Raw genomic sequence first — 23,974 nt, forward strand, 5'->3', positions numbered from 1 at the left:
GTTTTAATTCGCTTTGTTCTTAATTTTTTTCAAATACATTTGGCTTCCTTCTATTTTTGTCTCAAATAAATTTAGCATTTTAATCAGTCCAGACAGCTTGGCTCGCCCATAGTTACGAGCGTCAAAATCTGGTTTTATTGCTGTAAGATAAGACCCCACAACCGATAAATTTGCCCAACCACTTTCATCAGAATTATCTTTAACCGCTTTATAAATGAGATTTAACGTTGCCCGATCTATTTGAAATTGTTTTCCGTTATCCTGTTTATCCTCTGTATCATTTTTGATTAACTCCTTATTTTCTTTGGTTTTTACAAGTGGCATTTGTTTTGTTTCATCTTTTTCTTCTGCTTCAAGGTTTTCAACATAAATAAATTTATCACAGGCTTTTACAAATGCCTCGGGAGTTTTATTGCGACCAAAACCATATACAGTTAAACCACTTTCTCTAATTCTTGAAGCAAGAGGAGTAAAATCGCTATCACTTGATACGATACAAAACCCATCTAGAGCATTACTATAGAGTAAATCCATCGCATCAATAATCAAAATCATGTCTGTGGCATCTTTACCTTTGGTATAAGCAAATTGCTGCACAGGTGTAATGGCATGGGGTAATAAAATGTCGCGCCAATTTTTTAGCGTTTCATTGCTCCAGTCGCCATAGACTCGCTTAACACTGGCAATTCCATATTTTGCAACCTCTTCAAGCACAGAAGATATTGAGTTTAAAGAAGAATTATCTGCATCAATTAATATTGCTAATTTTTTTGGTTTAATTTCCATTGTTACCCCCTTAATGTCATTAATTTTTTTTAAATATTATAAATAGATTAGGGCGAATCATATTCGCCCTAATCTGATCAATCAATTATCTTGATATTACACCAATAATTTTTATTCTAGCCTTCAACCCATTTACCATCTTGGTAAACTTGACTCCATTTGGTCTGTTTACCTTCTGGCGTTTCTGAACCGACGTACTGTGCTTGGTTCTTACGGCTAAATTTAACGACTGTTGGGTTCCCTTCTGGGTCAACATCAGGCGCTTGCAATAAGAACTGATACTTTTCATCTAACTGATCGGCAACACTGCGCAGTTCGGCAACCTTAGGCGCACGAGTTTCACGAATCTTTGGAAACTTACTTGCAGCCAAGAACAAACCTGCTGCCCCATCACGTAACACAAAGAAATCATCATGTTTGGTCGAGCGTAAATGTTCCATTTTAATCGGATCAACACGCGGCGGCGCAGGCTGCCCATTTTTCAAAACTTTACGGGTGTTATCACAACTGCTGCATGCAAAGTATGGCCCAAAACGACCTGTCTTCAACTGCATCTCACCGCCACATTTGTCGCAAGGAATCGTCGGCCCATCATAGCCTTTGATTTTAAATTCACCCTCTTCGACTTCATAGCCATCACAGTCAGGGTTATTCCCACAAATATGAAGTTTACGATGACCATCCAATACATAGCTGTCCATCGCCGTGCCGCATTTTGGACAACGATGTTTCGACATTAGGTCGGCTGTTTCTGCACCATCATCGTCAGAGAACATTGCCAACGACTCAACAGGAGTCAGATTCAGCGTACCTTTACAACGTTCTTTAGGTGGCAGGTTATAACCCGAGCAACCTAAGAATACCCCTGTTGTACCTGTACGAATTTGCATTGGACGGCTACATTCAGGGCAATGTACATCAGGCACTTCAATCGGCTGATTACGGCGCATGCCTGTTTCACCCTGTGCGGTGTTCAAGCGTTTTTTGAAATCGCCATAGAAATTATCAAGCAGGTTTTTCCAGTTTTCTTCACCTGTTGCCACTTGGTCAAGCTGACCTTCGAGGTTTGCAGTGAACGCATAGTTCATCAAGTTGTTAAAACTTTCATCCAGACGGTCTGTGACAATCTCACCCATCTTTTCGGCAAACAGACGACGGTTTTCCAGTTTAACGTAGCCACGTTCCTGAATCGTTGAAATAATGGCAGCATACGTCGACGGACGACCAATCCCACGTTTTTCAAGTTCCTTAACCAATGATGCTTCGGTAAAACGTGCAGGTGGTTTGGTAAAGTGCTGACTTGGGTCTAACTTTTCAAGTTTAAGCGTCTCGCCCACTTTTACTGCAGGCAGTAACACATCATCATCCGATTTATTTGCACCACGGACTTTGGTAAATCCATCAAATACCAATGTTCGCCCTTTGGCTTTTAATTCGACATCGCCCGCAAGCACGCTTAATGTAGAAGATAAATATTCTGCTGGTGTCATTTGACATGCTACAAACTGACGCCAAATGAGGTCATACAAACGCTGTGCGTCTCGCTCTACCCCAACCAGTTGATCCCCAGCCAATGCCACATTCGATGGACGAATGGCTTCGTGGGCTTCTTGTGCACCAGCTTTATTACCATAACGATTTGGCTGTGCAGGCAAATATTTTGCACCATATTGGCTTTCAATATGGGTACGTACCATATTCACCGCGTCATCGCTCAAAAAGGTCGAGTCTGTACGCATGTAGGTAATAAAACCTGCTTCATACAAACGCTGCGCCAACATCATGGTTTTTTTCACAGAAAAACCTAAACGCGTGCTGGCAGCCTGTTGTAACGTCGAAGTGATATAAGGCGCACTCGGATTAACTTTGGTTGGTTTATCTTCGCGTTGATTAACTTTAAACTCAGCTGCCTTGAGTACATCAAGCACAGCATCTGTTTCTGCTTTATTTTTGAGTTTAAGCGTCTTACCCGCTTGCTTCACTGCCTCAAGACGAATTTGATCTTTCTTCGACTGAGTGTCTGCAAAAATTTGCCAGTATTCTTCTGGAATAAAAGCACGAATTTCACGCTCACGTTCAACGACCAGTTTTACCGCAACCGACTGAACACGTCCCGCTGAAAGACCACGAGCAATTTTTTCCCATAACAATGGCGAAATCATAAACCCAACCACACGGTCTAGGAAACGACGTGCCTGTTGTGCATTGACACGGTCAATATCTAAACGTGTTGGATGCTTAAATGCTTCCTGAATGGCATTTTTAGTAATTTCGTTAAACACCACACGGCGATAACGGCTTTCATCACCACCAATGACTTCACGTAAATGCCATGCAATCGCTTCCCCTTCACGGTCCAAGTCCGTTGCGAGATAAATTTCATCGACCTGAGACGCTAACTTCTTTAATTCAGCAACCACATGTTCTTTGCCTGGAAGCACTTCATAGTGCGCATCCCAACCGTGTTCAGGGTCAACGCCCATACGGTTCACCAACGCCTGCTGTGCTTTTTGTTGTTTTTGTTCTTCAGTCAACTTGGCACGTGTTGTCGTGGTTTTCTTTTCTGTCGATTTATTTCCACCGCTTGTTGGCAAGTCACGTACATGCCCCACAGAGGATTTTACGATATATTCATTGCCCAAATATTTATTGATGGTTTTCGCTTTAGCAGGTGACTCCACAATCACAAGCGCGCGTTTATTCGCAACACCTGTTGCTTTTTCTGTAGTCGTTTTTGAGCTAGACCGAGGAGCATTCGCCATGATGGTATTCGTTTCCTATCTAAAATTTTAAAGCTGTGCTAGAGATGTAAGGTATGTTTTCATTTCTTCAAGTTGGGTCGCATGAAGATCTTCATGTTCATCCCAATACACACCTACACAGTTTGCCTGCATATCAATAGCATAAATCCCCTTTAATGCAATGGGATAATCTTTAAATTTTTCATCTCCCTGCACCAATTCCAATTTATTGTCTTTAATTCGAGCACGCATCAGAGCTAATCTTGCGTCGGGTAAAAGGACACTGTAATACGCCACCATACTGGCGCGGGTTTCAGTGGCCTTCGGAATTTGAGTCCATTCGGGTGCTGCAATCAAACGTGGGTGTAAGCCTATTTTCCGTGCTTTATCCCGCAGGATTCCCAACGCCTTTTCACGTGGATTGACTCTTAGGCCCAAAATTGAACCGAGTACAAACACAATAATGATAACGGCAACCCAAATTCCCATATGTTCCATAACTTCACCCTAAATCTCTTTTATTAGATTTGCATAAGCTGCGATAAAAACGCAAGTTATCGTATGAAATTAATGTAGAGACAATTCATGACTAAAAATCAAACGAACACCGTCCCAATGAATATAGCCTTGATCTAACAGACTTTTTAATAGAATTTGCACATCTGCTTCGGGGAAAAGTTCGACCAGCATATCGCGTAATTCAAATAAGTTTTTCGGTCTTTCTTGCTTTAATTCAGCCAAATGCTGTGTGATTTTCAAACAAATTGGTTCTAAAACCTCAGGTTGTACTGCATTTATGACAGTACCTTTTTGCTGCAAAACTTTCATTAAACCGTTCAGATCGGTCAATACCACTTGAGGTGCAGCATCACCTTCGCCAAATGTCGGCAAAACTGACTGTAACATCTGCTGAATCATGGCAACAGGAGGCTCAAGTTCAAGCTGTAAATTGACCCAGTGTTTCAAAATCTTTTTGCGATAACTGACCTGATCATCCAGACATTTAATAATTTTTAAATTGCTTAACATTCCCACTAAAGCGGGCGTTGCTTCAAGCGGAATTTGCAGGGTATTGACCAATGAATTTTTTAAGGCATCCAAATGCGTTGGTTTACCTTCCATTTTATCCAAAGCATGGCAGTAGCGTTTGATCAATAACAATTGTGGATTTTGCAGAAACGCCTCTGGGCTTGGCATCTTATATGCTTTTAATTCTGGACGTTGTGATGTTGTTGCAACCTTTGCCAGCTCTGTTCGTTGGCAATCAATCTGGCAGGCCAAAAGAACCTGTTGGATATCTAAAAAGGTGTCTTCATCTGCGACAATCAAAAGTTCTTGCTGAGGGCTTAATTGCGCCAAAAGTTGCCCCGCCAAGACGGTATTTTCCTGTTGCGCATGTTCTAGCACAGGAAGCGATAATACCTGTAGGCGACCTTGCTGTATCCATTCAGCGACTGCTGTCAGGTCTGACAGCGCCAGCTTGCAGTCATTCTGCCGATGAAAGATATAAACAGTCGAATGTTGTTCAAATAACTGTTTGAATTGTGCTGTAGAGAGTGGGATATAGGCTAAATCAATTAAAACGACTGTTTTTTTCATAACACACGATTTCTAAATAACAAAATAACCAGCCCTAAGCATTAATAATGCGGTGGTCGATTGGTTAACGGATCGAACGGAGCAATGCCTTCAGATAAATCGGCAGCATCCACACGTTGATAAAGAAACTGCATTTGTCTTCTTAAATCTGCAATTTCTTGCCCCTGTACAGCGATTTGCTGATTTAATTGTTCAACTAAATCGTCTAAAAATGCAATTCGCACTTGCAAATCTTCAATGGGTGCGGAAAATGACGTTTGATCATTTTGGTCAACAGATTTAGTCATTTTACTCTCCTCACTTGAGATTTTAGGAAACTCTATGGCCTATATTACTTTAAGGGATGTCCAGCTTGCCTTTGGTGGACCTGCCCTCCTTGACGGCGCGAACTTCACACTAGATCGTGGCGAACGGGTCTGTTTAATTGGGCGTAATGGTGAAGGCAAATCTACCCTGCTTAAACTGATTGAAGGAAGCCTATTGCCTGATCGGGGTGAAGTTTCAATTCAAAACGGACTCAGCATTTCCATGTTGGCACAAGATGTACCCATGGACTCAGGTAAAGTCGCAGACATTGTAGCAGAAGGTGCAGGAGAAGTAGCACAAGTCCTCAAAGAATATCATATTGCAAGCGATGCCTGTGTTCTGGGCGATATGAATGCCTGTGAACAAATGGGTGACTTACAGCACAAACTTGATCAACTTGATGGTTGGTCACTTGAAAATAAAGTGAATACCATTTTGGGTAAAATGGGACTCGACCCAAATGCTGACCTTGCCGATTTATCTGGTGGACGTAAACGTCGTGTGCTCTTGGCACGTGCCTTGTTGAATCAACCTGACATTTTATTACTCGACGAACCAACCAACCACCTTGACGTCGAAAGTATTGAATGGCTTGAAAAATTCTTACTCGAACAAAACAACTTAACCTTGCTGTTTATTTCGCATGACCGCGCCTTTGTTGATCGCTTGGCGACTCGTATTGTTGAACTTGACCGAGGAGTTTTGCGTAGTTTTGAAGGAAACTATTCACGCTATTTAGATTTAAAAGCGCAACAACTTGAAGCCGAAGAAAAACAAAATGCCTTGTTTGAAAAGAAACTGGCTGAAGAAGAAGCATGGATTCGCCAAGGCATTAAAGCACGTCGTACCCGTAACGAAGGACGTGTCCGTGCCTTAAAAACTTTGCGTGAAGAATCAAAAGCACGTCGTTTCCAACAAGGCAAAGTCAATATGGGCGTTCAGGAAGCACAGCGTTCAGGCAAACTGGTGTTTGACATCGAACGCTTGGGCGTGGCTTATAATGATATTCCGTTAATCCGAGACTTCTCAGCCATTGTAATGCGTGGTGACCGTATCGGATTGGTTGGTGACAACGGTGTCGGAAAAACCACACTCATCAAAGCCATTTTGGGTGAAATTGAACACACTGGCTCAGTCAAAATCGGTACACAACTAGAGGTTGCTTACTTCGATCAATTGCGTAATCAGCTTGAACTTGAAAAATCAGTGATGGCGAACGTCTCTGAAGGTTCAGATTTTGTCGATGTAAATGGTCAGCGCCGTCATATTTATAGCTACCTGCAAGACTTCCTATTTTCTCCAGAACGCGCCCGTACGCCTGTCAAAGCCTTGTCGGGTGGTGAACGCAACCGTGTTTTACTTGCCAAGTTATTGCTTAAACCATCCAACCTCATTGTGATGGATGAACCAACCAATGACTTAGACATGGTCACACTTGAGCTTTTAGAAGAAATGCTGGCCGAATATAAAGGCACATTGCTTTTGATCAGCCATGACCGTGCCTTTATGGATAACGTCGTAACCTCTACATGGGTATTCGATGGTAAAGGTCATATTGAAGAATATATCGGTGGCTATCAGGATTACTTACAACAACGTCCAGATCAAACCGTTGTTGATCAAAAAAGTGATGTCAAAAAAGCCCAAGCAAAAGCCGATGCTGCCACTGCACCTGCTGTAAAAAAAGTTAAACTTAGCTATAAAGATCAGCGTGAACTTGAACAATTACCTGCTGAAATTGAAAAGTTAGAAGCTGAACAAAACAAACTTTCAGAAAAATTAGCAGATGGTTCATGGTTTATCACTGATGCCGATGCTGCAACCCAAGCCAGTCAACGTCTTTCAGAAATTGAAGAGTTACTTCTAGAAAAACTAGAGCGTTGGGACACGCTTGAAAATATGAGTAACAGCAATTCGTAATTGCGCAAAAAACCACGCCTCGGCGTGGTTTTTTATATCGTTTGAAATGAACTCAACGAAATTTCTTATGATTTTCTTTTTTGATTGCATCAATCGCGGGAATCGCTTGCACTTGTGCTTGCTGTAACTTGCCTTCTTTCACCAAAGTAAGCGTTTGATTCAGCTCTAAAACCAGGTGATCTAACCCTTTACGGTAGCCTTGGACTTGAGGGCTATTTTCAGGTTGATCAACCAACTTTTTCGGGGTAGATTTTTTCGCATCCAATGCTGCCTGCTGCATTGTCGTCAAAGCCATAACCGCTTCTTGTTGACTGTTGGTTTTCTTAAATGTTCGATAATTTTTTTCTAATACTTTCATGTCTTGCTCCAAATCTGCTGCAAAACTCGATTGCATGACCAGACCCAAAGCAAAAACACTTGCGATTGCGAACTTGATTTTCAAAATACCTCTCCTTGCATCAACATGAGGGACTGTAGTCTTAACCACAAATTTAATGGCCAAGACACATAAACTGAGATAGACAGACAACCCATTATCCTGTGTCTAACTTAAGCTGATCTTTGAATTAAATCGAGCCTAAATTTACATTTTTTGCATAAACAAAATCAAAAAGCCTTATTCACCTATTGTTCTTTGAGCTGGGGGTTAAAAACCCGCTGTCCTGAGGCAGGAAATTTTTCTAATCTATTTACTGGACGCACAGGTCGTTTAACCAATTCACCACCACAATTTGGACAAATATAATTTAAAATCTGCTCACTACAGATTCGACAAAATGTACATTCAAACGAACAAATCAAAGCATCTGTATCAGGTGCTAAATCTGCATCACAACATTCACAGTTTGGACGCAATTCAAGCATGATATTTATCCTTATTTTTTAAAATTACTATAAACAAACAGGTATTGATCAACATAAATATTAATCAACACTCTTTTTTATTTTTTAATTTATCAATTCATCAGATTTGAATAAATTTTAGTACAGAATTTATGCTATATCTATCTACATCATCCTATTCGGGTATTTTCTCATGTTAAATCTTTCTCAAGTTTTAGCATTCGGCTTAATTTGTCTGGCAATGGTTCTCACGCCTGGCCCAAATATGATTTACCTAATTTCACGCTCAATTTGTCAAGGGAAAATGGCAGGTTTTATTTCTTTGGGCGGTGTTGCTGTTGGTTTTATCTTTTATATGCTCTGTGCTTCTTTTGGGATTACAGCATTAATTGTTGCCGTTCCATACGCTTATGACAGCATTCGCATAGCAGGCGCGATTTATTTACTTTGGTTGGCATGGAAAGCGTTACGTCCCAATGCTGCACCAATCTTTAATGTCAAAAATTTAACCGTAGATTCTCCCTTTAAATTATTTGTGATGGGTTTTCTGACCAACTTACTTAACCCCAAAATCGCCATTATGTATTTGTCTTTGCTGCCACAATTTATTCATCCACAACAAGGCAGCGTCTTACTACAATCCATTGAACTAGGCATCATTCAAATTATTGTGAGCGTTTCTGTCAATGCACTGATTGTACTTTCTGCAGGGAGTATTGCACTGTTTTTACAGAAAAAACCTTTTTGGGCAAACATTCAACGCTGGTTTATGGGTACAGTTCTTGCAGGATTAGCAATCCGTATTCTTTTAGAACATAAACGCTAGACAAATCTAACATTAAGGTCGTTTCTTTAAGTAATTTTTGGAACGACATTCTTCTTCATCTTTTTGATTATTTTAATAATTTGAATATTTCTACTGTTATAAACACCACAAGAGATGACAATTCCAATAAAACTTCATGCTACACTGCATCAAAAATTGCTTCTGTCTATAATCGGTCTATGAGTAAACAGCAACATCCTATTCCTGGAAAATTTGAATGGTCATTTCTGCTTCCCCAATATTGGGGTGCATGGCTTTCAATTGTTTTTTTGATGCTACTTGCTATTTTACCTTGGACAATTCAACGCTTTGTAGCACATCTATTCGCAAATCTTGCATGGAAATTACTAAAATCTCGACGTAAAACAACGATGCGGAATCTGGAAGTTTGTTTTCCCGAATGGTCTGCTCAAGAAGTTGAAACTCAAGCTAAACAAGTGTTTGTCGACATGATGTTAGGGACATTTGAAACGCTAAATGCGTGGTACTGCCCAACGTGGTTTAAAAACCGTGTCACGATTGAGGGGCTTGAACACATCACTCAAGCTCAGGCAAAAGGTCAAGGCGTGCTTTTACTCGGCACACACAGCACGTTATTAGATGCAGGTGGCTATATTTGCTCAAAATATTTTGACCCAGATGTGGTGTACCGTCCGCAAAACAACCCTTTATTAGACATGTTGATCTATCGTTGTCGTGCCACAATTTATAAAGCACAAATCGACCATGATGATATGCGTGGATTAATTCGGCACTTAAAAAATGGGGATGCCATCTGGTATAGCCCAGACCAAGATTTTGGTTTGAAACAAGGCGTTATGGCTCCTTTTTTTGGCGTCCCTGCTGCGACCGTTACTGCACATCGTCGCTTACTAAAAATTTCAAAAGCGGCGGCTGTCCCGCTGTATTTTTATCGGCATGGTGATGAAGCCGACCCTCGCTACCATATTCTCATTGAACCCGCTTTAGATCACTTCCCTTCTGAAAATGAAGTCGAAGATGCAACTCGGGTGAATAAAATCATTGAGCAACAACTCAGAATCGCACCTGCGCAATATATGTGGTTTCACCGTCGTTTTAAAACACGCCCTGAAGGCTACGACAAAATTTATTAAGATTAGGAAATACGCATGAAAGTAATGCAATTGCTTCCCGAACTAAACAGTGGCGGTGTTGAACGAGGAACACTTGAAATTGCACGAGCCTTGGTTGCTCAAGGTCATCAATCTGTGGTGGTTTCCAATGGTGGGCGCTTAGTGCCAGATCTTGAAGCTGAAGGCACTTTACATATTCCGCTTGCCATCCATAAAAAATCATTATCGAGTTTGCTACAGATTTTTTCTTTGCGGAAAATCATTGAACAGCAACGTCCAGATATTCTCCATGTTCGCTCACGGGTTCCTGCATGGTTAACGCACCTTGCCTTAAAAGGAATTTCTGCTGCCAAACGTCCGCATTTAATCAGCACTGTTCATGGTTTTTATTCCGTTAACCGTTACAGCGCCATTATGACCAAAGCAGAAAAAGTAATTGCGGTATCTGACAGTGTGGTGGCATATATTCAGGAAAATTATCCTGAATGCCCGCCCGAAGATATTGTGCGGATTTACCGTGGTATCGACCCGAAAGCATTTCCGCATGGCTATCAACCTTCAGCACAATGGTTAAATCGTATTTTTGCCGATTATCCTCAACTTGAGGATAAATTTATTTTGTGTTTACCGGGGCGTATTACCCGCTTAAAAGGTCATGAAACCCTGATTGCACTTATGCAGCAGTTAAAGAACCATCCTCATGTACATGCCGTTGTCGTGGGCGGTGCGGATGCCAAAAAGCAGGCTTATCTGGATGAACTCGAACAGAGCATTCAAAAAGAACAACTCACACAGCAGATTACGTTTGTTGGTCATCGTTCAGATATTCGTGAATGGTTAGCCTTTAGCGATGTAGTACTCTCACTTTCAAATCAGGCTGAAACCTTTGGACGTACTGCACTAGAGGCACTTTCTGTTGGAACGCCTGTGATTGGTTGGAAACGTGGCGGTGTTGCTGAAATCTTATCGCAACTCTATCCTCAAGGGCTGATTGAAGTTGATGACCAGCAGCAATTATTAACCACGGTACAACGCCATATTGAACAGCCGCAACCTGTTGCACCTGTAACCCAGTTTAGCTTACAAGAGATGTGTCAGCAGACATTGGCACTTTATACGTCGATATTAAAATAAGCATCAAATTAAAACCCGAGATCAGCGTCCTGCCAAACTCGGGTTCAATTGAGGTTGTGCTTTCTACAGAATATTTTTTATTATTTTCTTCTCTTTTACGTCCTGTTAACATCCGTTCCATGATGCTGATCCATCGGCATTTACGCTATCCATAATGGGACTGTCCTTTCCCTGCTCCTTGCGCCGATGTAGACATCATAAAATCTGCAATACATTTTCAAAATAGGTATTTTGCCTGAATCAATGTAAGCATTTTCTTACATCAATCTATTCAAACCTCAAATTTGATGATCTAGCCAATTCATAGATTCAACTCGAATTCCACATAAAATTGTCATGTACGCTTCAACCTGAAATGTTTCATTACACTAGGTGCTATTGATATTTGATTTCCCCCCAAACTTATCGTCTAAAATAACTAAAATAGGCCGAAACAAAGTTTGAGCTATCCACTGAAAAATATCAGTAAACCCTGCAAATTCTCTTTTCTTGGCTTTATCACTTTTGTGTGTATGGAAAACAAGATATTTCACTCAATTATTTGAGTGTTTAGCTGCTGTAGCTCTTGCAGTTCAGACTACTTTTGATACACTCAAAAACCTTTATTTTTTTATCACAATACCGAGGCACAATGACATGAAAGTAGGTCTGGTCGGTTGGCGTGGGATGGTGGGTTCCGTCCTTATGCAGCGTATGGTTGAAGAGAATGATTTTGCTCATTTTGAGCCATTCTATTTCTCTACCAGTAACGCAGGTGGAGAAGCACCTGCATTTGGTGGAAAAACTGCCCCAGCACTTATGGATGCAACAGACATTAAGAGTCTGAAGCAAATGGATGTCATTATTACCTGCCAAGGTGGTGACTACACGTCTGAAGTTTTCCCTCAGCTAAAAGCAACTGGCTGGAATGGCTACTGGATTGACGCCGCGTCAACATTGCGTATGGCGGATGATGCCGTGATCGTACTTGATCCTGTCAATTTGAATGTCATTCAGGATTCATTAGCCAAAGGCGGTAAAACATTCGTTGGTGGAAACTGTACTGTTTCTCTCATGTTGATGGGTTTAGGTTCGCTTTTCCAAAACAACTTAGTTGAATGGATGAGTGCCATGACTTATCAGGCAGCCTCTGGTGCTGGTGCGCAAAACATGCGTGAACTCATCACAGGTATGGGTTATTTATATAACAATACCAAAACATTGTTAGATGATCCTAAATCTGCAATTTTGGATATTGACCGTCAAGTTGCCGAATTACAACGTGGCGAAGGTTTCCCTCAAGCAAACTTTGGTGTGCCTTTAGCAGGTTCCCTCATTCCATATATCGACAAACAGCTTGAAAATGGCCAGTCAAAAGAAGAATGGAAAGGTCAGGCTGAAACCAACAAAATTTTAGGCAACAGTCAGATTATTCCAATCGATGGTCACTGTGTGCGTATCGGTGCAATGCGTTGTCACTCTCAAGCTTTAACAATCAAACTGAAAAAAGATGTTCCATTGGACGAAATTGAAGATATGATTCGTCACTCAAACCAATGGGCAAAAGTGGTTCCAAATACACGTGAAGCGTCTATGACGGATCTAACACCTGTTGCAGTTACTGGGACTTTATCGGTACCTGTAGGCCGTCTACGTAAACTTAACATGGGTAAAGAATACTTAGGTGCTTTTACTGTCGGTGACCAACTTCTTTGGGGTGCTGCTGAACCTTTACGTCGTATGCTTCGTATTTTAATTGAATACAAAACTGCATAAACGCATTGCCTAAAATAGTAAAGCCAATCTTTTGATTGGCTTTATTTTATCGTTCATAAATTTACAATCGGCCTTCATACAGCTACATTATAGCCAACCCTGTCGGCTGCTCTATTTAGTAGATAAAATGACCAAATACAATAAACTTTCTTCCCTTATTTTATTTAGCCTGGTTTCTCAGTTGGGGCATACTTTAAGTTTCGATAGTGCCAATGTCCAGTCGGGTCAAGGACAGCTATTGTATGTGGAAATTCCCTACCACAATGCTAATAATAATCAGGGCTTGCAAGTTAATCTAGCGTCAGGTGAAGATTTAATGCAGGTCGGTGTTACACCAACCTCAGACAATAATTTAAATATTTTTGTACGTCGGACCAGTGCCAACAGTGGTGTCATTGTCGTTACATCAGATCGCCCTATTACGACAAACCAAATTAATGTTGCACTCAAAGTTCAGGATGGGGATGGAACGTATATCCAGCAAGTTAAAAAAGCCTTACCTGCTCAGATACCAAAAACAACAGTCGCAACGTCGACCAAAGAAAAATCCCTGGTTCCACAAGTGGTCACTGAAAAAGATATTGCGCTGAACTTGCCTACCAGTACGCTTTACAACACAGCAAAACCAGCGATAAGTACCTCAGTAGTTTCAGCATCTAGCAGTATCACATCGGCAGATCAGCCATTGGCTATTCAGGTTTCTCCACCGCCAGCATTAAAACCAGTACAACCACCTAAAACGAGTGTGGCAACGGCAGTTAGTCAAAAAACTGAAATACAAATTGCGCATAGTGCTCCATCTGCCCAACAAACCACTGCCCCTATGAACAGTGTTTCAGCTGCTCGAACGACTTCTCCTTCAAAAGGTGAACCACAAAAAGAACATACCGCTAAGGCTCAACCAAAAATAAAACAGCCATCCAAAACACAGCCAGCAGTAGCAGACACAGCAACACGCTATACCGTGCAACATCAAGATTCTTTATGGGCAATTGCCTCTCGTATTGCGGCTGAAACACACCAGCCTATACCCACGGTGATGAAAGAAATTAAAATGCTCAATGAGCATGCGTTTATTGCGGGAAATATTAATCGTCTTAAACAGGGTGCTTCACTTAACTTAAATGTAAATCAAAAACCAAGTCAGGCAAAAACCATCCCGCATCAGACACCTTCGACCACAGCCAAAACAAAATATCGTTTAGATCAGGCAGAAATGAGTCTGATTGCGGATAATCCACATCAAATTTCGTCGGATGTGACGCAGCAGGCAAAACAACATCCTGTTTCAAATGCCTTGTCAGGTAAATTACACACAACCCGACAGCAAACCCTTGCTTTACAAAAACAAGTGTCACAACTGGACTTTGCTTTACAGCAAAAAGATCATAAACTCCAATTATTAAATGCACGTTTGGCACAGTTGCAGCAACAGCTACAACAACGTCAGGCAGCAAAAAAGCAACAACATCATTAAAGAGATACTACGCTTAAAACAGCCTACTCTCGATGTAAGGATAACAAAATGTTGATATACATTATTCCGTTTGTGCTTTTACTTGTTATCGCTATTGTGTTGAAGAAACGAGCGTCAAATCAACAAAATAACGACACAAAAAAAGCACAACCGCTTAAGGGGAACCAGAAGGCGAAACTCGCTAAGGGGAAAGAGGTTTCGCATTCGACGGTAACTGCAACAACTGAAGTTGCTGAGCCACCTGCTAACCAAAAAGCTGAAGTAAATCCCGAATTCCGTCGTCGTATCGAAACGCTCATTCAGGAACAAAACTTTGGAACTGCGGAAGCATTACTCAATCAGGAACTCAACCAGAATAAAGACCAGCATGATCTTTATTTACTTTTGCTTGATATTCATCTAAAACAACAAGACGATTTCGGTGTTACTCAGCTCTTAAATCATCTCAGATCACTGGGCCTTTTTGATTTAGTCCGCTTGGCTGAACAAAAATGTGCACTTGAAAAAGTCAAATCTGAAACCGTTCAGCATACGCCTGTTCAACTGCAAGAATCTGTCGAGACTACTCATCAGGTAAAACCGAATACAGACACACTGTCCAATGTTCAAAATGTAAAGACAGCATCAAGTATAGACTTCCCTTCTGTCACGGATTCAAGCTCTTCTAAAATTGAAAATCTCAATTCTGAGCCAAACGTCAAATCAGATGTGAAACCAGACGTTGCACCCATAGATTTTGACTTCAATTTTTCTGATCTAGCCAAAACTGAAGCTGAAACCAAACCAACACCTGAACCTGAAAAAGCGGCTGCACCTCTAGACTTTAAACTCAGCCTTGAGCCACAGAGTGTAGAAACCAAAGGGGCTCATAACAACACTCCTCAAGCAACAATTGCACCTGCTTTGGAGTTTGATTTAGCTACACCCGACCTTCAAATAGAAACGGACAGCAAAGAAACTAAAACGAGTCAGATTCAACAAGACGCTCCAACGGAAGTTAATCATTCAGATTTTAAATTTGACTTTAAAACTACTGAACCTTCTTCATTGACAGCAGATGCTGAACCTGTTCAACTGCAACCAGAAGCTTCTGTAGAACAAGCATCTACGTTTACATTTGATCTTCCTGTAGCTGATGTTGCACCTGCGGCGGAAATTGCTCCTGAGCCAATTGCAGTCGAAACACCTGTAGTCTTTGAAACAGCAACACCTGTCATGACTGAAACGGTTGTGGCACCTGTTATTTCAGACCCAATTCTGTTGCAGTTTCCAGAACTGACTCAAATGAAGGAAACCGAGCTAGATTTACGTCTGGCAGAACAATATATCAAGTTAGGTGCATTTGATGCCGCACGTCATTTACTCACGGCTCAAACCAAATTTGATCCAGAAGAGTCTGATCAGGCAAAAAAATTGCTAAATCAAATAGCTTCTTAAAGCACTTCGTTCTACCATAAGCAGTCAAGTTTGGCTGCTTTTTTTATTTATGAAAAATATCGCTTTAATCTATATGGGTGGAACATTTGGTTGTGTCGGCGAACCATTAAGCCCGATGCCTGATCATGAGTTTCTGCCACGCTTACAGAGCTTTCTACCCACAAATATCCAAACACAATGTTTTGCAGCACCTGTGATCAAAGACAGTAGTGCCTATACAGCGACAGACTGGCTAACGCTTGTGCAGTTTATTCAAAACTTACAACAACAATTTCAATATTTTGTCGTGATTCATGGTACAGATACCTTAAGTTATGCCAGTGCAGTTTTGGCACGTTTTTTAGGTCAATCTAGCCATGTCATTTTAACAGGCAGCCAATTTCCATTACTCAATGTTGAAGGCACAAACATCCGTACCGAAACTGATGCCAAAGATAATTTGTGGTTCTCGCTTGAGCAGGTGACTCAGGTTCCTGCGGGCATTTATTTGGCATTTTGTGGGCAACTTTTTCACGGACGTACCGCATTAAAGGCTCATACAACAAATCTAGATGCCTTTCAGGGAACGCCTGCTGATCAAACTGTTACAATCACCCAAGAGTCAACACAAATCCAAGCACATGATATTGAAAAAGCCAAAAACTTCAATATCATGAGTTTAATGATGCAGCCAATCCAGCTGCAATGGTTACAGCAAAATCTACACATCCTTTTACAACAGCCACCTGAATTTTTAGTGTTGCAAGGTTTTGGGACAGGAAATTTAGTCACCAATGCTGAAATTATTGATCTGATTAAACAGTTTTCAGCACGCAACTGCCTACCGATTCTAAGTACACAAGTTTCTTTCGGTGGAATCGACCAACGCTATGCAGTCAGTGCATGGGTCAAAGATGCCCAAATTATTGTGACCGATACTTTAGGCCATGCCGATCTGTATGCCAAAGCATTACAGCTTTATTTAAAATATGACCATGCTGAACAATGGTTCAGTCACTGGCAAGACGTATAAATTTAAGGACACTTTATGCAACGATATGCTATCGGGATTGAATTTTGTGGAACTCGATTTAAAGGGTGGCAAACCCAACAGGCAGGTGTCCGCAGCATTCAAGAAACTTTAGAAACTGTTCTGAGCAAAATTGCTGACGAACCGATTATCGTACATGGTGCAGGTCGTACCGATGCGGGTGTTCATGCCACCAATATGGTTGCTCATTTTGATACCAACGCCATTCGCCCTGAACGTGGGTGGTTGATGGGGGCAAACAGTCAACTCACCAAAGATATTGCACTGAAGTGGATTCAGCCTGTAGACAATGACTTTCATGCACGCTTTAAAGCCATTGCAAGACGCTATCGCTATGTGATTTATCATGCACCAATGCGCCCTGCGCTTCTCTACAAACAAGTGACACATGCCTACTATCCGCTAAACATAGCGAAAATGATACAGGCTGCCAAAAAGTTTGAAGGAACGCATAACTTTGAAAGTTTCCGTGCTGCTGCTTGTCAATCTAATCAACCCGTGCGTCATGTCAAACATTGTCGCTTAACTGCACATGGCCCTTTTTTGGTTCTCGATATTCAAGCCGATGGTTTCTTGCATCACATGGTGCGTAATATTGTTGGATGTTTACTGGAAATTGGACAAGAACAATACGATATTGACCATATCGATACGATTTTTGCAGCCGAAGACCGTAAAGCCGCAGGTGTGACCGCACCCGCAGATGGTTTATATTTTATTCAGGCGTATTATCCTGAACAATTTCAGAAACAGCTACCACAGGTTGATTTAGGCCCTCAATGGCTCAACTGGCCTGAATAAGGCTCATCGCCACAAGTTCCTTATATATCAAACTACAATGAAGAAATGAGGCGAAATAACGCCTCTCCTTCATCTTAAACATGCTGCTTGCGTTTACGGTATTCTACAGGCGTTTCATTCGTCCAGCGTTTAAATGCCCGATAGAACGTACTTGGTTCAGAGAAACCTGTCAGATAGACGATACGCTCGATACTTTCATGGGTATTTGATAACAGTTTTTTGGCTAAACGACAACGATAGTCGGACAAGATATGCTGAAAACTGGTCTGAGCATCGCTAAGCTGCGAACGTAAGCGCCTTGGCGTGATGTTTAACTGTGCTGCTACCGTTTCCAGTGTTGTTTCACCTTGTTCTAAAGTTGCACCTATGGCACGGCGTACATCACCAATCAAATCGTAACGCTCTAATTCTTGCAATTTTTCTAATGCCAATTGCTCATGTAGATGCAATAAATCAGGATCTGCCTGCCATAAAGGATGATCCAAAATACTGGCATCGAAATATAAACGGGTTTCTTTTTGCCCCAAACTCACAGGACACTCATACACCCGAAAATATTCATCTGCCACCGCCCCTTCATCAAAATCAAAATCGATAAAGATGGGTTGAAATGCACCTTCAGTTAAAAATTTAAAAAAACGTAAAATGCCAGAAATAGCACACTCAGAAAAGTGCCGATTTACCAACGTATTGGGATGCGCCTGAGCACCATTGGCCAGATAACAACGCCCATCTTCAATTACCAATCGGGCATGAAATGCATCACTAATCAGCCTTTGATAAGCCAATGCACGTTTTAACCCATCTCCAAAATTTTCACTACTTAAAAACAAATGCTCAATCACCTGCCCGCGATACAAAGGCAAGTGTTCGCCAAGATGCAACCCAATATCAGGATCGGCACTGACATCTACTGCGGCTGTCCAAAATGCTTGTTGTGCGCTTAATGGGGTACGTTCATTGAGTTGTAACTGATTTAAAGCAACGCCTGCTTTTTTCAATATTTTTTCTGTCGATAATCCAGCCCGTCGCATCGCTTGATAGCCCAGACGTAAAATAACTGAAGCATCTGTTAGCTGACCCACAAATTATTCATCCTTGTATGTTCTTCATTTTTTAATTAAAAGTGAATTTTTAGATTAATCATGATTAGCCAAACTGACAACGAAAATTCGGTAACTTTTGTGATAAAAGTTTAAACCTAACGTTCATTTTATGACGTTTAACCTTCGACAAATGCCTATGCCGACTTGTTTTTTTCAGGGCTTTGTATATAATTTGCACCTTCTCATTTTTATTCATCAGGTAGGCTATGGCCAATAAAGAAGAACTAATCGAGTTCGAAGGCGTTGTCACCGAAACGCTTCCTAATACAATGTTCCGTGTACGTCTTGAAAATGGTCACGAAGTCATCGCTCACATTTCAGGTAAAATGCGTAAACACTATATCCGTATTTTGACTGGCGATAGCGTTAAGGTTGAAATGACACCTTATGACTTGACCAAAGGTCGTATTACTTACCGTGCACGTTAAGTATTAGAAGCAAAAAAGCCACAAAACGTGGCTTTTTTAATATCTGGTCATCTACTCATATTTAATCCAAAGTAGACGTTTTACATCCGATTGTTTTGCATTCACGAATCCTCTCTTGAATCCAATGATTCCTTTGTTGCGTATGTTCTAGTCGACATGCCACATCCACCGTTGAACCATTGGTACAGTTCTCATCTCGATCTCTAATCCACGCCAATTGTGAGCGTTTCAAAATCGCTTTTTGTTGTGTATTCAATTGTCCACGTAACAATTGGTAGTTTTTATTCAGTTCATTATCAGCACTGGCATACAGCTTATTGGTGCAATAAATATCATCAAAAGTATTACGTGTTTGATTACAGTTATCTGCCATTGCCCAAGAAGAAAATGCCAAACAACAACTTGCAAAGAGTATTTTTTTCATTTTAGGTACTTATAATAAAAAATCACACCCTAAAATTAATTTAAGGTGTGATTCAAGTCAAATCTTTTAATTTTACAATTAAGCGCCTAATGCGTTTACAACCGCCTCGCCCATTGCTTTTGTGCCAACTTTGGTTTTGCCTTCTGACATAATATCAGCAGTACGTAAACCTTGATCAAGTACTTGACCTACAGCATCTTCAATGGCTTTTGCTGCTGCTTCTTCACGGAAGGTATAGCGTAACATCATGGCAACAGAAAGAATGGTCGCTAACGGATTGGCTACATTTTGCCCTGCAATATCAGGCGCAGAACCATGACAAGGCTCATACATGCCTTTGCCTTGTTCATCTAATGATGCCGATGGCAACATACCAATTGAACCTGTCAACATCGCAGCTTCATCAGATAAAATGTCACCGAACAGGTTACCTGTAACAATCACGTCAAACTGTTTAGGCGCACGTACAAGTTGCATTGCGGCATTGTCGACATACATATGTGAAAGCTGGATATTTGAATATTCCGCTTCTTTTAATGCAGTCACTGTTTGCTTCCAAAGCTCAGTCACTTCAAGTACGTTGGCTTTATCCACCGAACAGACTTTTCCACCACGTAAACCTGCTAATTCAAAAGCAACCTTGGCAATACGTTTGATCTCGCTTTCGCTATATACATCGGTGTTATAACCTTGTTTTTCGCCATTTTCGAGTTCACGAATCCCGCGTGGCTGACCAAAGTAAATCCCGCCCGTCAATTCACGCACGATTAAAATATCTAAGCCAGCCACAATTTCAGGCTTCAAGCTAGAAGCATCAGCCAATTGTGGATATAAAATTGCAGGACGCAAATTTGCAAATAAATTCAGTTCACTACGGATTTTAAGCAAACCACGTTCTGGGCGAATTGAACGCTCAATCGTATCCCATTTTGGCCCGCCAACAGCACCCAATAAAATCGCATCGGCTTTTTTTGCTTGTTCTGATGTAACCGCTGGGTAAGGTTCGCCATGTGCATCAATTGCAGCGCCCCCTAATAAACCATGTTCCCATGTTAATCCTAGCTGATATTGCTCGTTAACAGCGGCTAATACTGTTTCTGCAGCTGCTACGATTTCTGGGCCAATACCATCACCCGCTAAAATTAAAATTTGCTTAGACATAATTTTTTCCACGATAATTTTAGATCATCTGATCTATTGTTTACACTGGATTAGCTGCGACGTTCTACGAATTCACCCAATCCAGTTAATGCATTGTAAGGTTTACAGAAACGACGTATAGGATGTTGATTTTCAAGCAAAACCACACATAAAGGGTCTGGTGCAGACACATTTAATAAACTGCCAGAATTCGATTTTGTCCGATTGCGATACATTTTAAATGTATAGCTCCGATTTTCCCGAAAATTATGAATAACGCTAATTGTCTCGGCACGGTCTTTTGAAATCGGATAAAAACGAATCACAACCTCATGTTGTTGATCTGGTACAGTTAAATAAAGTGCATTAGCATAACCCGTTGTTTTTGCATTCAATCGTACATAGCCCTTTTTGATTGCCTGATGACTGACTAAATGAGTCGTATCATCCACGATTGGCGTATTATCAAAACGCTCAAACTCGCAATCGGCTGTGCCATCACAATAAATTTTGACACTTGCCGCTTTTTGATCAGGTGCAATGTATTTTATGGCAATCGTATCAACTGCTTGCTGTGTATGCTGACATGCACTGAGCAAAATGGCACACATCCCCAATAAAACATTTCGACCGATTTTTTTTTGCATATGAACAGCCCAACCTTATGCATCATTGCAGATTGAATTCACCATGAATAACCTGACATGTTAGCAATAGTTAGGCGATCACGCTATGTTCCGCTCAAATTCTCTTGACAGGTTTTAAAGTTCCTGAAAAACCCAAGGTCGGCTTTTTTGCGTTTTCGTTTCATATTCACGAATTAAATCAGCATCTTGAAGCGTTAAACCAATATCATCTAAACCATTTAACAAACAATGTTTACGAAATGGATCAACTTCAAATTTAAATACCGTGCCTGCTGGTGTTCTCACTTCTTGAGCAGCCAAATCAACGGTTAATTGATAACCTTCTGTTGCCGCACATTCCTTGAACAATTGTTCCACTTCAGCTTCAGTCAAAATGACAGGCAACATGCCGTTTTTAAAACTGTTGTTGAAAAAGATATCAGCATAACTTGAAGCGATGACTGTACGAAATCCGTATTCATTTAATGCCCAAGGTGCATGTTCACGGCTTGAACCACAACCGAAATTTGAACGGGTCAATAAAATGGTTGAACCTTGATAACGAGGTTGGTTTAAAACGAAGCCTGGATTTTGGGGACGCTTCGCAATGTCCTGTCCCAAATAGCCTTCATCTAAATAACGTAATTCATCAAATAAGTTGTCGCCAAAGCCAGTGCGCTTAATTGACTTTAAAAACTGTTTTGGAATGATTAAATCGGTATCGACATTGGCACGGTCTAATGGTGCAACAATACCTTGTTCAACTGTATATTTTTTCATGGTCTTGCCCCTTAGAATGTACGCACATCAACAAAATGACCTGCTATCGCTGCTGCTGCTGCCATTGCTGGACTCACCAAATGTGTACGTCCGCCATTGCCCTGACGACCTTCAAAGTTACGGTTTGAAGTCGATGCACAATGCTCGCCTGACTGTAATTTGTCAGCGTTCATCGCCAAACACATTGAACAACCTGGTTCACGCCACTCAAAACCAGCATCTAAAAAGACTTGATCTAATCCTTCTTTTTCGGCTTGTTCTTTGACTAAACCTGAACCTGGCACAATCATCGCCTGTTTGATGCTAGATGCAACTTTACGACCTTTCACCACTTCTGCTGCAGCACGAATATCTTCAATACGAGAGTTGGTACAAGAACCGATAAAGACACGGTCAATCTGAATATCTGCCAATGCCTGACCAGCCGTTAAGCCCATATATTGATAAGCACGTGTCCAGTCGTTACGTTGTACGTCATCTTTGGCTTGTTCTAAGGTAGGGACAGCTTGTGACACAGAAACCACCATCTCAGGAGAAGTTCCCCAAGACACTTGTGGTTCAATCTCTTCACCTTTTAACACAACAACAGTATCAAACTGTGCGTCATCGTCTGAATGCAAGGTATTCCAGTAAGCAACTGCCGCATCCCAATCAGCATCTTTAGGTGCATAAGGTCGACCTTTTACATAGTCAATGGTTTGCTCATCAACAGCAACCAAGCCGACACGTGCGCCTGCTTCAATTGCCATGTTACAAACCGTCATACGCCCTTCAATCGACATATCACGGAATACCTGACCACCAAATTCAATCGCATGACCTGTACCGCCAGCCGTACCGATTTTTCCGATAATCGCTAACACCACGTCTTTTGGCGTTACGCCTTTACCCAAAGTGCCATCGACACGCACCAACATGTTTTTCATTTTCTTTTGCACAAGACACTGGGTTGCCAAAACATGTTCGACTTCTGACGTACCAATCCCGTGTGCCAAACACCCAAAAGCACCATGTGTTGCTGTATGTGAGTCACCACACACCACCGTCATACCTGGCAAAGTCAAACCTTGTTCAGGGCCAACCACATGCACAATCCCCTGCCGTTTGTCGTTAATGCCAAACTCAACAATGTTAAAGGTTTTACAGTTGTCATCTAAAGTTTGAACTTGAATACGAGAAGTCGTGTCTTCAATGCCGGCAATACCCTGTTCACGTTCTTTTTTAGACGTTGGCACGTTATGGTCAGGCGTTGCCACATTGGCACTTAAACGCCACGGTTGACGTCCTGCCAGTTGCAAACCTTCAAATGCTTGAGGACTGGTTACTTCGTGCAATAACTGACGGTCAATATAAATTAAGCTTGAACCATCATCACGTTGTTTCACCAAGTGATCGTCCCATAATTTGTCATATAAAGTTTTGCCTGCCATGTCGACGTGCTCCATTGGACTGGGTATTTAATAATTTAAATGATTATAACCTGCTTTAAATATAAAACTAATTTATCATTTTTATGAATTATAAAACTTTTAGGAATGATTTATTCGTTAAATTTGACGCAATCTTGCCATATTTACAAGATCACGGCATAATATCAATATAATGCAAACAAAATCACAATTATTATCATGATTAGCAAACTATATTACATTTTACTAACAGGACTCTCTCTGGTTTTTTTCGAGGTTTTACTCAGTCTTTCACTTGTTTTGATGAATCCC

The 23,974-nt window shown here is 41.1% G+C and carries 23 protein-coding genes; 10 read left to right on the plus strand and 13 right to left on the minus strand.

Annotated features, from left to right (window positions below):
* Positions 1-3 precede the first annotated feature (3 nt).
* From ABDV70_RS07880 to ABDV70_RS07900, 5 genes are all read right to left on the minus strand, one after another.
* Positions 4-786, minus strand: a complete 783-nt coding sequence (locus ABDV70_RS07880) for an NYN domain-containing protein (protein WP_343596824.1) — start codon at positions 784-786, stop codon at positions 4-6.
* Positions 787-902: 116 nt separating this feature from the next.
* Positions 903-3,548 carry a type I DNA topoisomerase gene (topA, locus tag ABDV70_RS07885; protein WP_343596826.1) on the minus strand — a complete coding sequence of 882 codons (2,646 nt, stop codon included), beginning with the start codon at positions 3,546-3,548 and terminating at the stop codon, positions 903-905.
* Positions 3,549-3,575: 27 nt separating this feature from the next.
* Positions 3,576-4,025, minus strand: a complete 450-nt coding sequence (locus ABDV70_RS07890; RefSeq protein ID WP_343596827.1) for an ammonium transporter — start codon at positions 4,023-4,025, stop codon at positions 3,576-3,578.
* Between the two features lie 69 nt (positions 4,026-4,094).
* Positions 4,095-5,126, minus strand: a complete 1,032-nt coding sequence (locus tag ABDV70_RS07895) for a hypothetical protein (protein ID WP_343596828.1) — start codon at positions 5,124-5,126, stop codon at positions 4,095-4,097.
* A gap of 41 nt (positions 5,127-5,167) precedes the next feature.
* Positions 5,168-5,413: a SlyX family protein gene (locus ABDV70_RS07900; protein ID WP_343596829.1), complete on the minus strand. Its 246-nt coding sequence runs from the start codon at positions 5,411-5,413 to the stop codon at positions 5,168-5,170.
* 34 nt (positions 5,414-5,447) lie between these two features.
* On the opposite strand from ABDV70_RS07900, the gene ABDV70_RS07905 reads away from it, so the two are divergent.
* Positions 5,448-7,352: an ATP-binding cassette domain-containing protein gene (locus tag ABDV70_RS07905; protein WP_343596830.1), complete on the plus strand. Its 1,905-nt coding sequence runs from the start codon at positions 5,448-5,450 to the stop codon at positions 7,350-7,352.
* Positions 7,353-7,404: 52 nt separating this feature from the next.
* Here ABDV70_RS07905 and cybC read toward each other — a convergent pair whose 3' ends face one another.
* Together cybC and ABDV70_RS07915 are read right to left on the minus strand one after the other, a co-directional pair.
* The gene (cybC, locus tag ABDV70_RS07910) at positions 7,405-7,794 is read right to left on the minus strand and encodes a cytochrome b562 (RefSeq protein ID WP_343596832.1); all 390 of its coding nucleotides are present in this window, start codon (positions 7,792-7,794) and stop codon (positions 7,405-7,407) included.
* A gap of 182 nt (positions 7,795-7,976) precedes the next feature.
* Entirely contained in the window at positions 7,977-8,216 is a 240-nt protein-coding gene (locus ABDV70_RS07915; protein ID WP_343596834.1) for a DUF1272 domain-containing protein, read from the minus strand.
* Positions 8,217-8,388: 172 nt separating this feature from the next.
* On the opposite strand from ABDV70_RS07915, the gene ABDV70_RS07920 reads away from it, so the two are divergent.
* The 8 genes from ABDV70_RS07920 (at position 8,389) to truA (ending at position 17,749) form a co-directional block, all read left to right on the plus strand.
* Complete coding sequence (locus ABDV70_RS07920; protein ID WP_343596835.1) at positions 8,389-9,021, plus strand: LysE family translocator; 633 nt, start codon at positions 8,389-8,391, stop codon at positions 9,019-9,021.
* 179 nt (positions 9,022-9,200) lie between these two features.
* Positions 9,201-10,136, plus strand: a complete 936-nt coding sequence (locus ABDV70_RS07925; protein WP_343596836.1) for a lauroyl acyltransferase — start codon at positions 9,201-9,203, stop codon at positions 10,134-10,136.
* Positions 10,137-10,151: 15 nt separating this feature from the next.
* On the plus strand, positions 10,152-11,249 hold the full coding sequence (locus ABDV70_RS07930; RefSeq protein ID WP_343596837.1) for a glycosyltransferase family 4 protein: 1,098 nt from the start codon (positions 10,152-10,154) through the stop codon (positions 11,247-11,249).
* A 636-nt stretch (positions 11,250-11,885) separates the two neighbouring features.
* Positions 11,886-13,004 carry an aspartate-semialdehyde dehydrogenase gene (gene asd / locus ABDV70_RS07935; protein WP_343596839.1) on the plus strand — a complete coding sequence of 373 codons (1,119 nt, stop codon included), beginning with the start codon at positions 11,886-11,888 and terminating at the stop codon, positions 13,002-13,004.
* A gap of 127 nt (positions 13,005-13,131) precedes the next feature.
* Positions 13,132-14,481, plus strand: a complete 1,350-nt coding sequence (locus tag ABDV70_RS07940; protein ID WP_343596841.1) for a hypothetical protein — start codon at positions 13,132-13,134, stop codon at positions 14,479-14,481.
* Between the two features lie 48 nt (positions 14,482-14,529).
* The gene (locus ABDV70_RS07945) at positions 14,530-15,918 is read left to right on the plus strand and encodes a hypothetical protein (protein ID WP_343596843.1); all 1,389 of its coding nucleotides are present in this window, start codon (positions 14,530-14,532) and stop codon (positions 15,916-15,918) included.
* A gap of 49 nt (positions 15,919-15,967) precedes the next feature.
* Positions 15,968-16,930 carry an asparaginase domain-containing protein gene (locus ABDV70_RS07950; RefSeq protein ID WP_343596844.1) on the plus strand — a complete coding sequence of 321 codons (963 nt, stop codon included), beginning with the start codon at positions 15,968-15,970 and terminating at the stop codon, positions 16,928-16,930.
* 15 nt (positions 16,931-16,945) lie between these two features.
* Positions 16,946-17,749 carry a tRNA pseudouridine(38-40) synthase TruA gene (truA, locus tag ABDV70_RS07955; RefSeq protein WP_343596845.1) on the plus strand — a complete coding sequence of 268 codons (804 nt, stop codon included), beginning with the start codon at positions 16,946-16,948 and terminating at the stop codon, positions 17,747-17,749.
* A 74-nt stretch (positions 17,750-17,823) separates the two neighbouring features.
* Here truA and ABDV70_RS07960 read toward each other — a convergent pair whose 3' ends face one another.
* On the minus strand, positions 17,824-18,834 hold the full coding sequence (locus ABDV70_RS07960; RefSeq protein WP_343596846.1) for an AraC family transcriptional regulator: 1,011 nt from the start codon (positions 18,832-18,834) through the stop codon (positions 17,824-17,826).
* 227 nt (positions 18,835-19,061) lie between these two features.
* Here ABDV70_RS07960 and infA point away from each other — a divergent pair, with 227 nt between their 5' ends.
* A complete protein-coding gene (gene infA, locus ABDV70_RS07965) occupies positions 19,062-19,283 on the plus strand; it encodes a translation initiation factor IF-1 (protein WP_001284370.1) in 222 nt (73 codons plus the stop codon).
* Positions 19,284-19,344: 61 nt separating this feature from the next.
* Here the strand turns inward: infA and ABDV70_RS07970 are convergent, their stop codons facing one another.
* The 5 genes from ABDV70_RS07970 to leuC form a co-directional block, all read right to left on the minus strand.
* Positions 19,345-19,707 carry a lysozyme inhibitor LprI family protein gene (locus ABDV70_RS07970; protein WP_343596848.1) on the minus strand — a complete coding sequence of 121 codons (363 nt, stop codon included), beginning with the start codon at positions 19,705-19,707 and terminating at the stop codon, positions 19,345-19,347.
* A 78-nt stretch (positions 19,708-19,785) separates the two neighbouring features.
* Entirely contained in the window at positions 19,786-20,868 is a 1,083-nt protein-coding gene (gene leuB, locus ABDV70_RS07975; protein ID WP_343596850.1) for a 3-isopropylmalate dehydrogenase, read from the minus strand.
* 50 nt (positions 20,869-20,918) lie between these two features.
* Positions 20,919-21,494 carry a hypothetical protein gene (locus ABDV70_RS07980; RefSeq protein WP_343596852.1) on the minus strand — a complete coding sequence of 192 codons (576 nt, stop codon included), beginning with the start codon at positions 21,492-21,494 and terminating at the stop codon, positions 20,919-20,921.
* Positions 21,495-21,608: 114 nt separating this feature from the next.
* Positions 21,609-22,253 (minus strand): 3-isopropylmalate dehydratase small subunit, encoded by a 645-nt coding sequence (gene leuD, locus ABDV70_RS07985; RefSeq protein ID WP_343596854.1) that lies wholly within the window; start codon positions 22,251-22,253, stop codon positions 21,609-21,611.
* Between the two features lie 11 nt (positions 22,254-22,264).
* Positions 22,265-23,683, minus strand: coding sequence for a 3-isopropylmalate dehydratase large subunit (gene leuC / locus ABDV70_RS07990; protein WP_343596856.1), 1,419 nt, complete (start codon positions 23,681-23,683; stop codon positions 22,265-22,267).
* Positions 23,684-23,974: the final 291 nt, after the last annotated feature.

The sequence above is a fragment of the Acinetobacter sp. genome (assembly GCF_039596015.1).
Taxonomy (GTDB): Bacteria; Pseudomonadota; Gammaproteobacteria; order Pseudomonadales; family Moraxellaceae; genus Acinetobacter.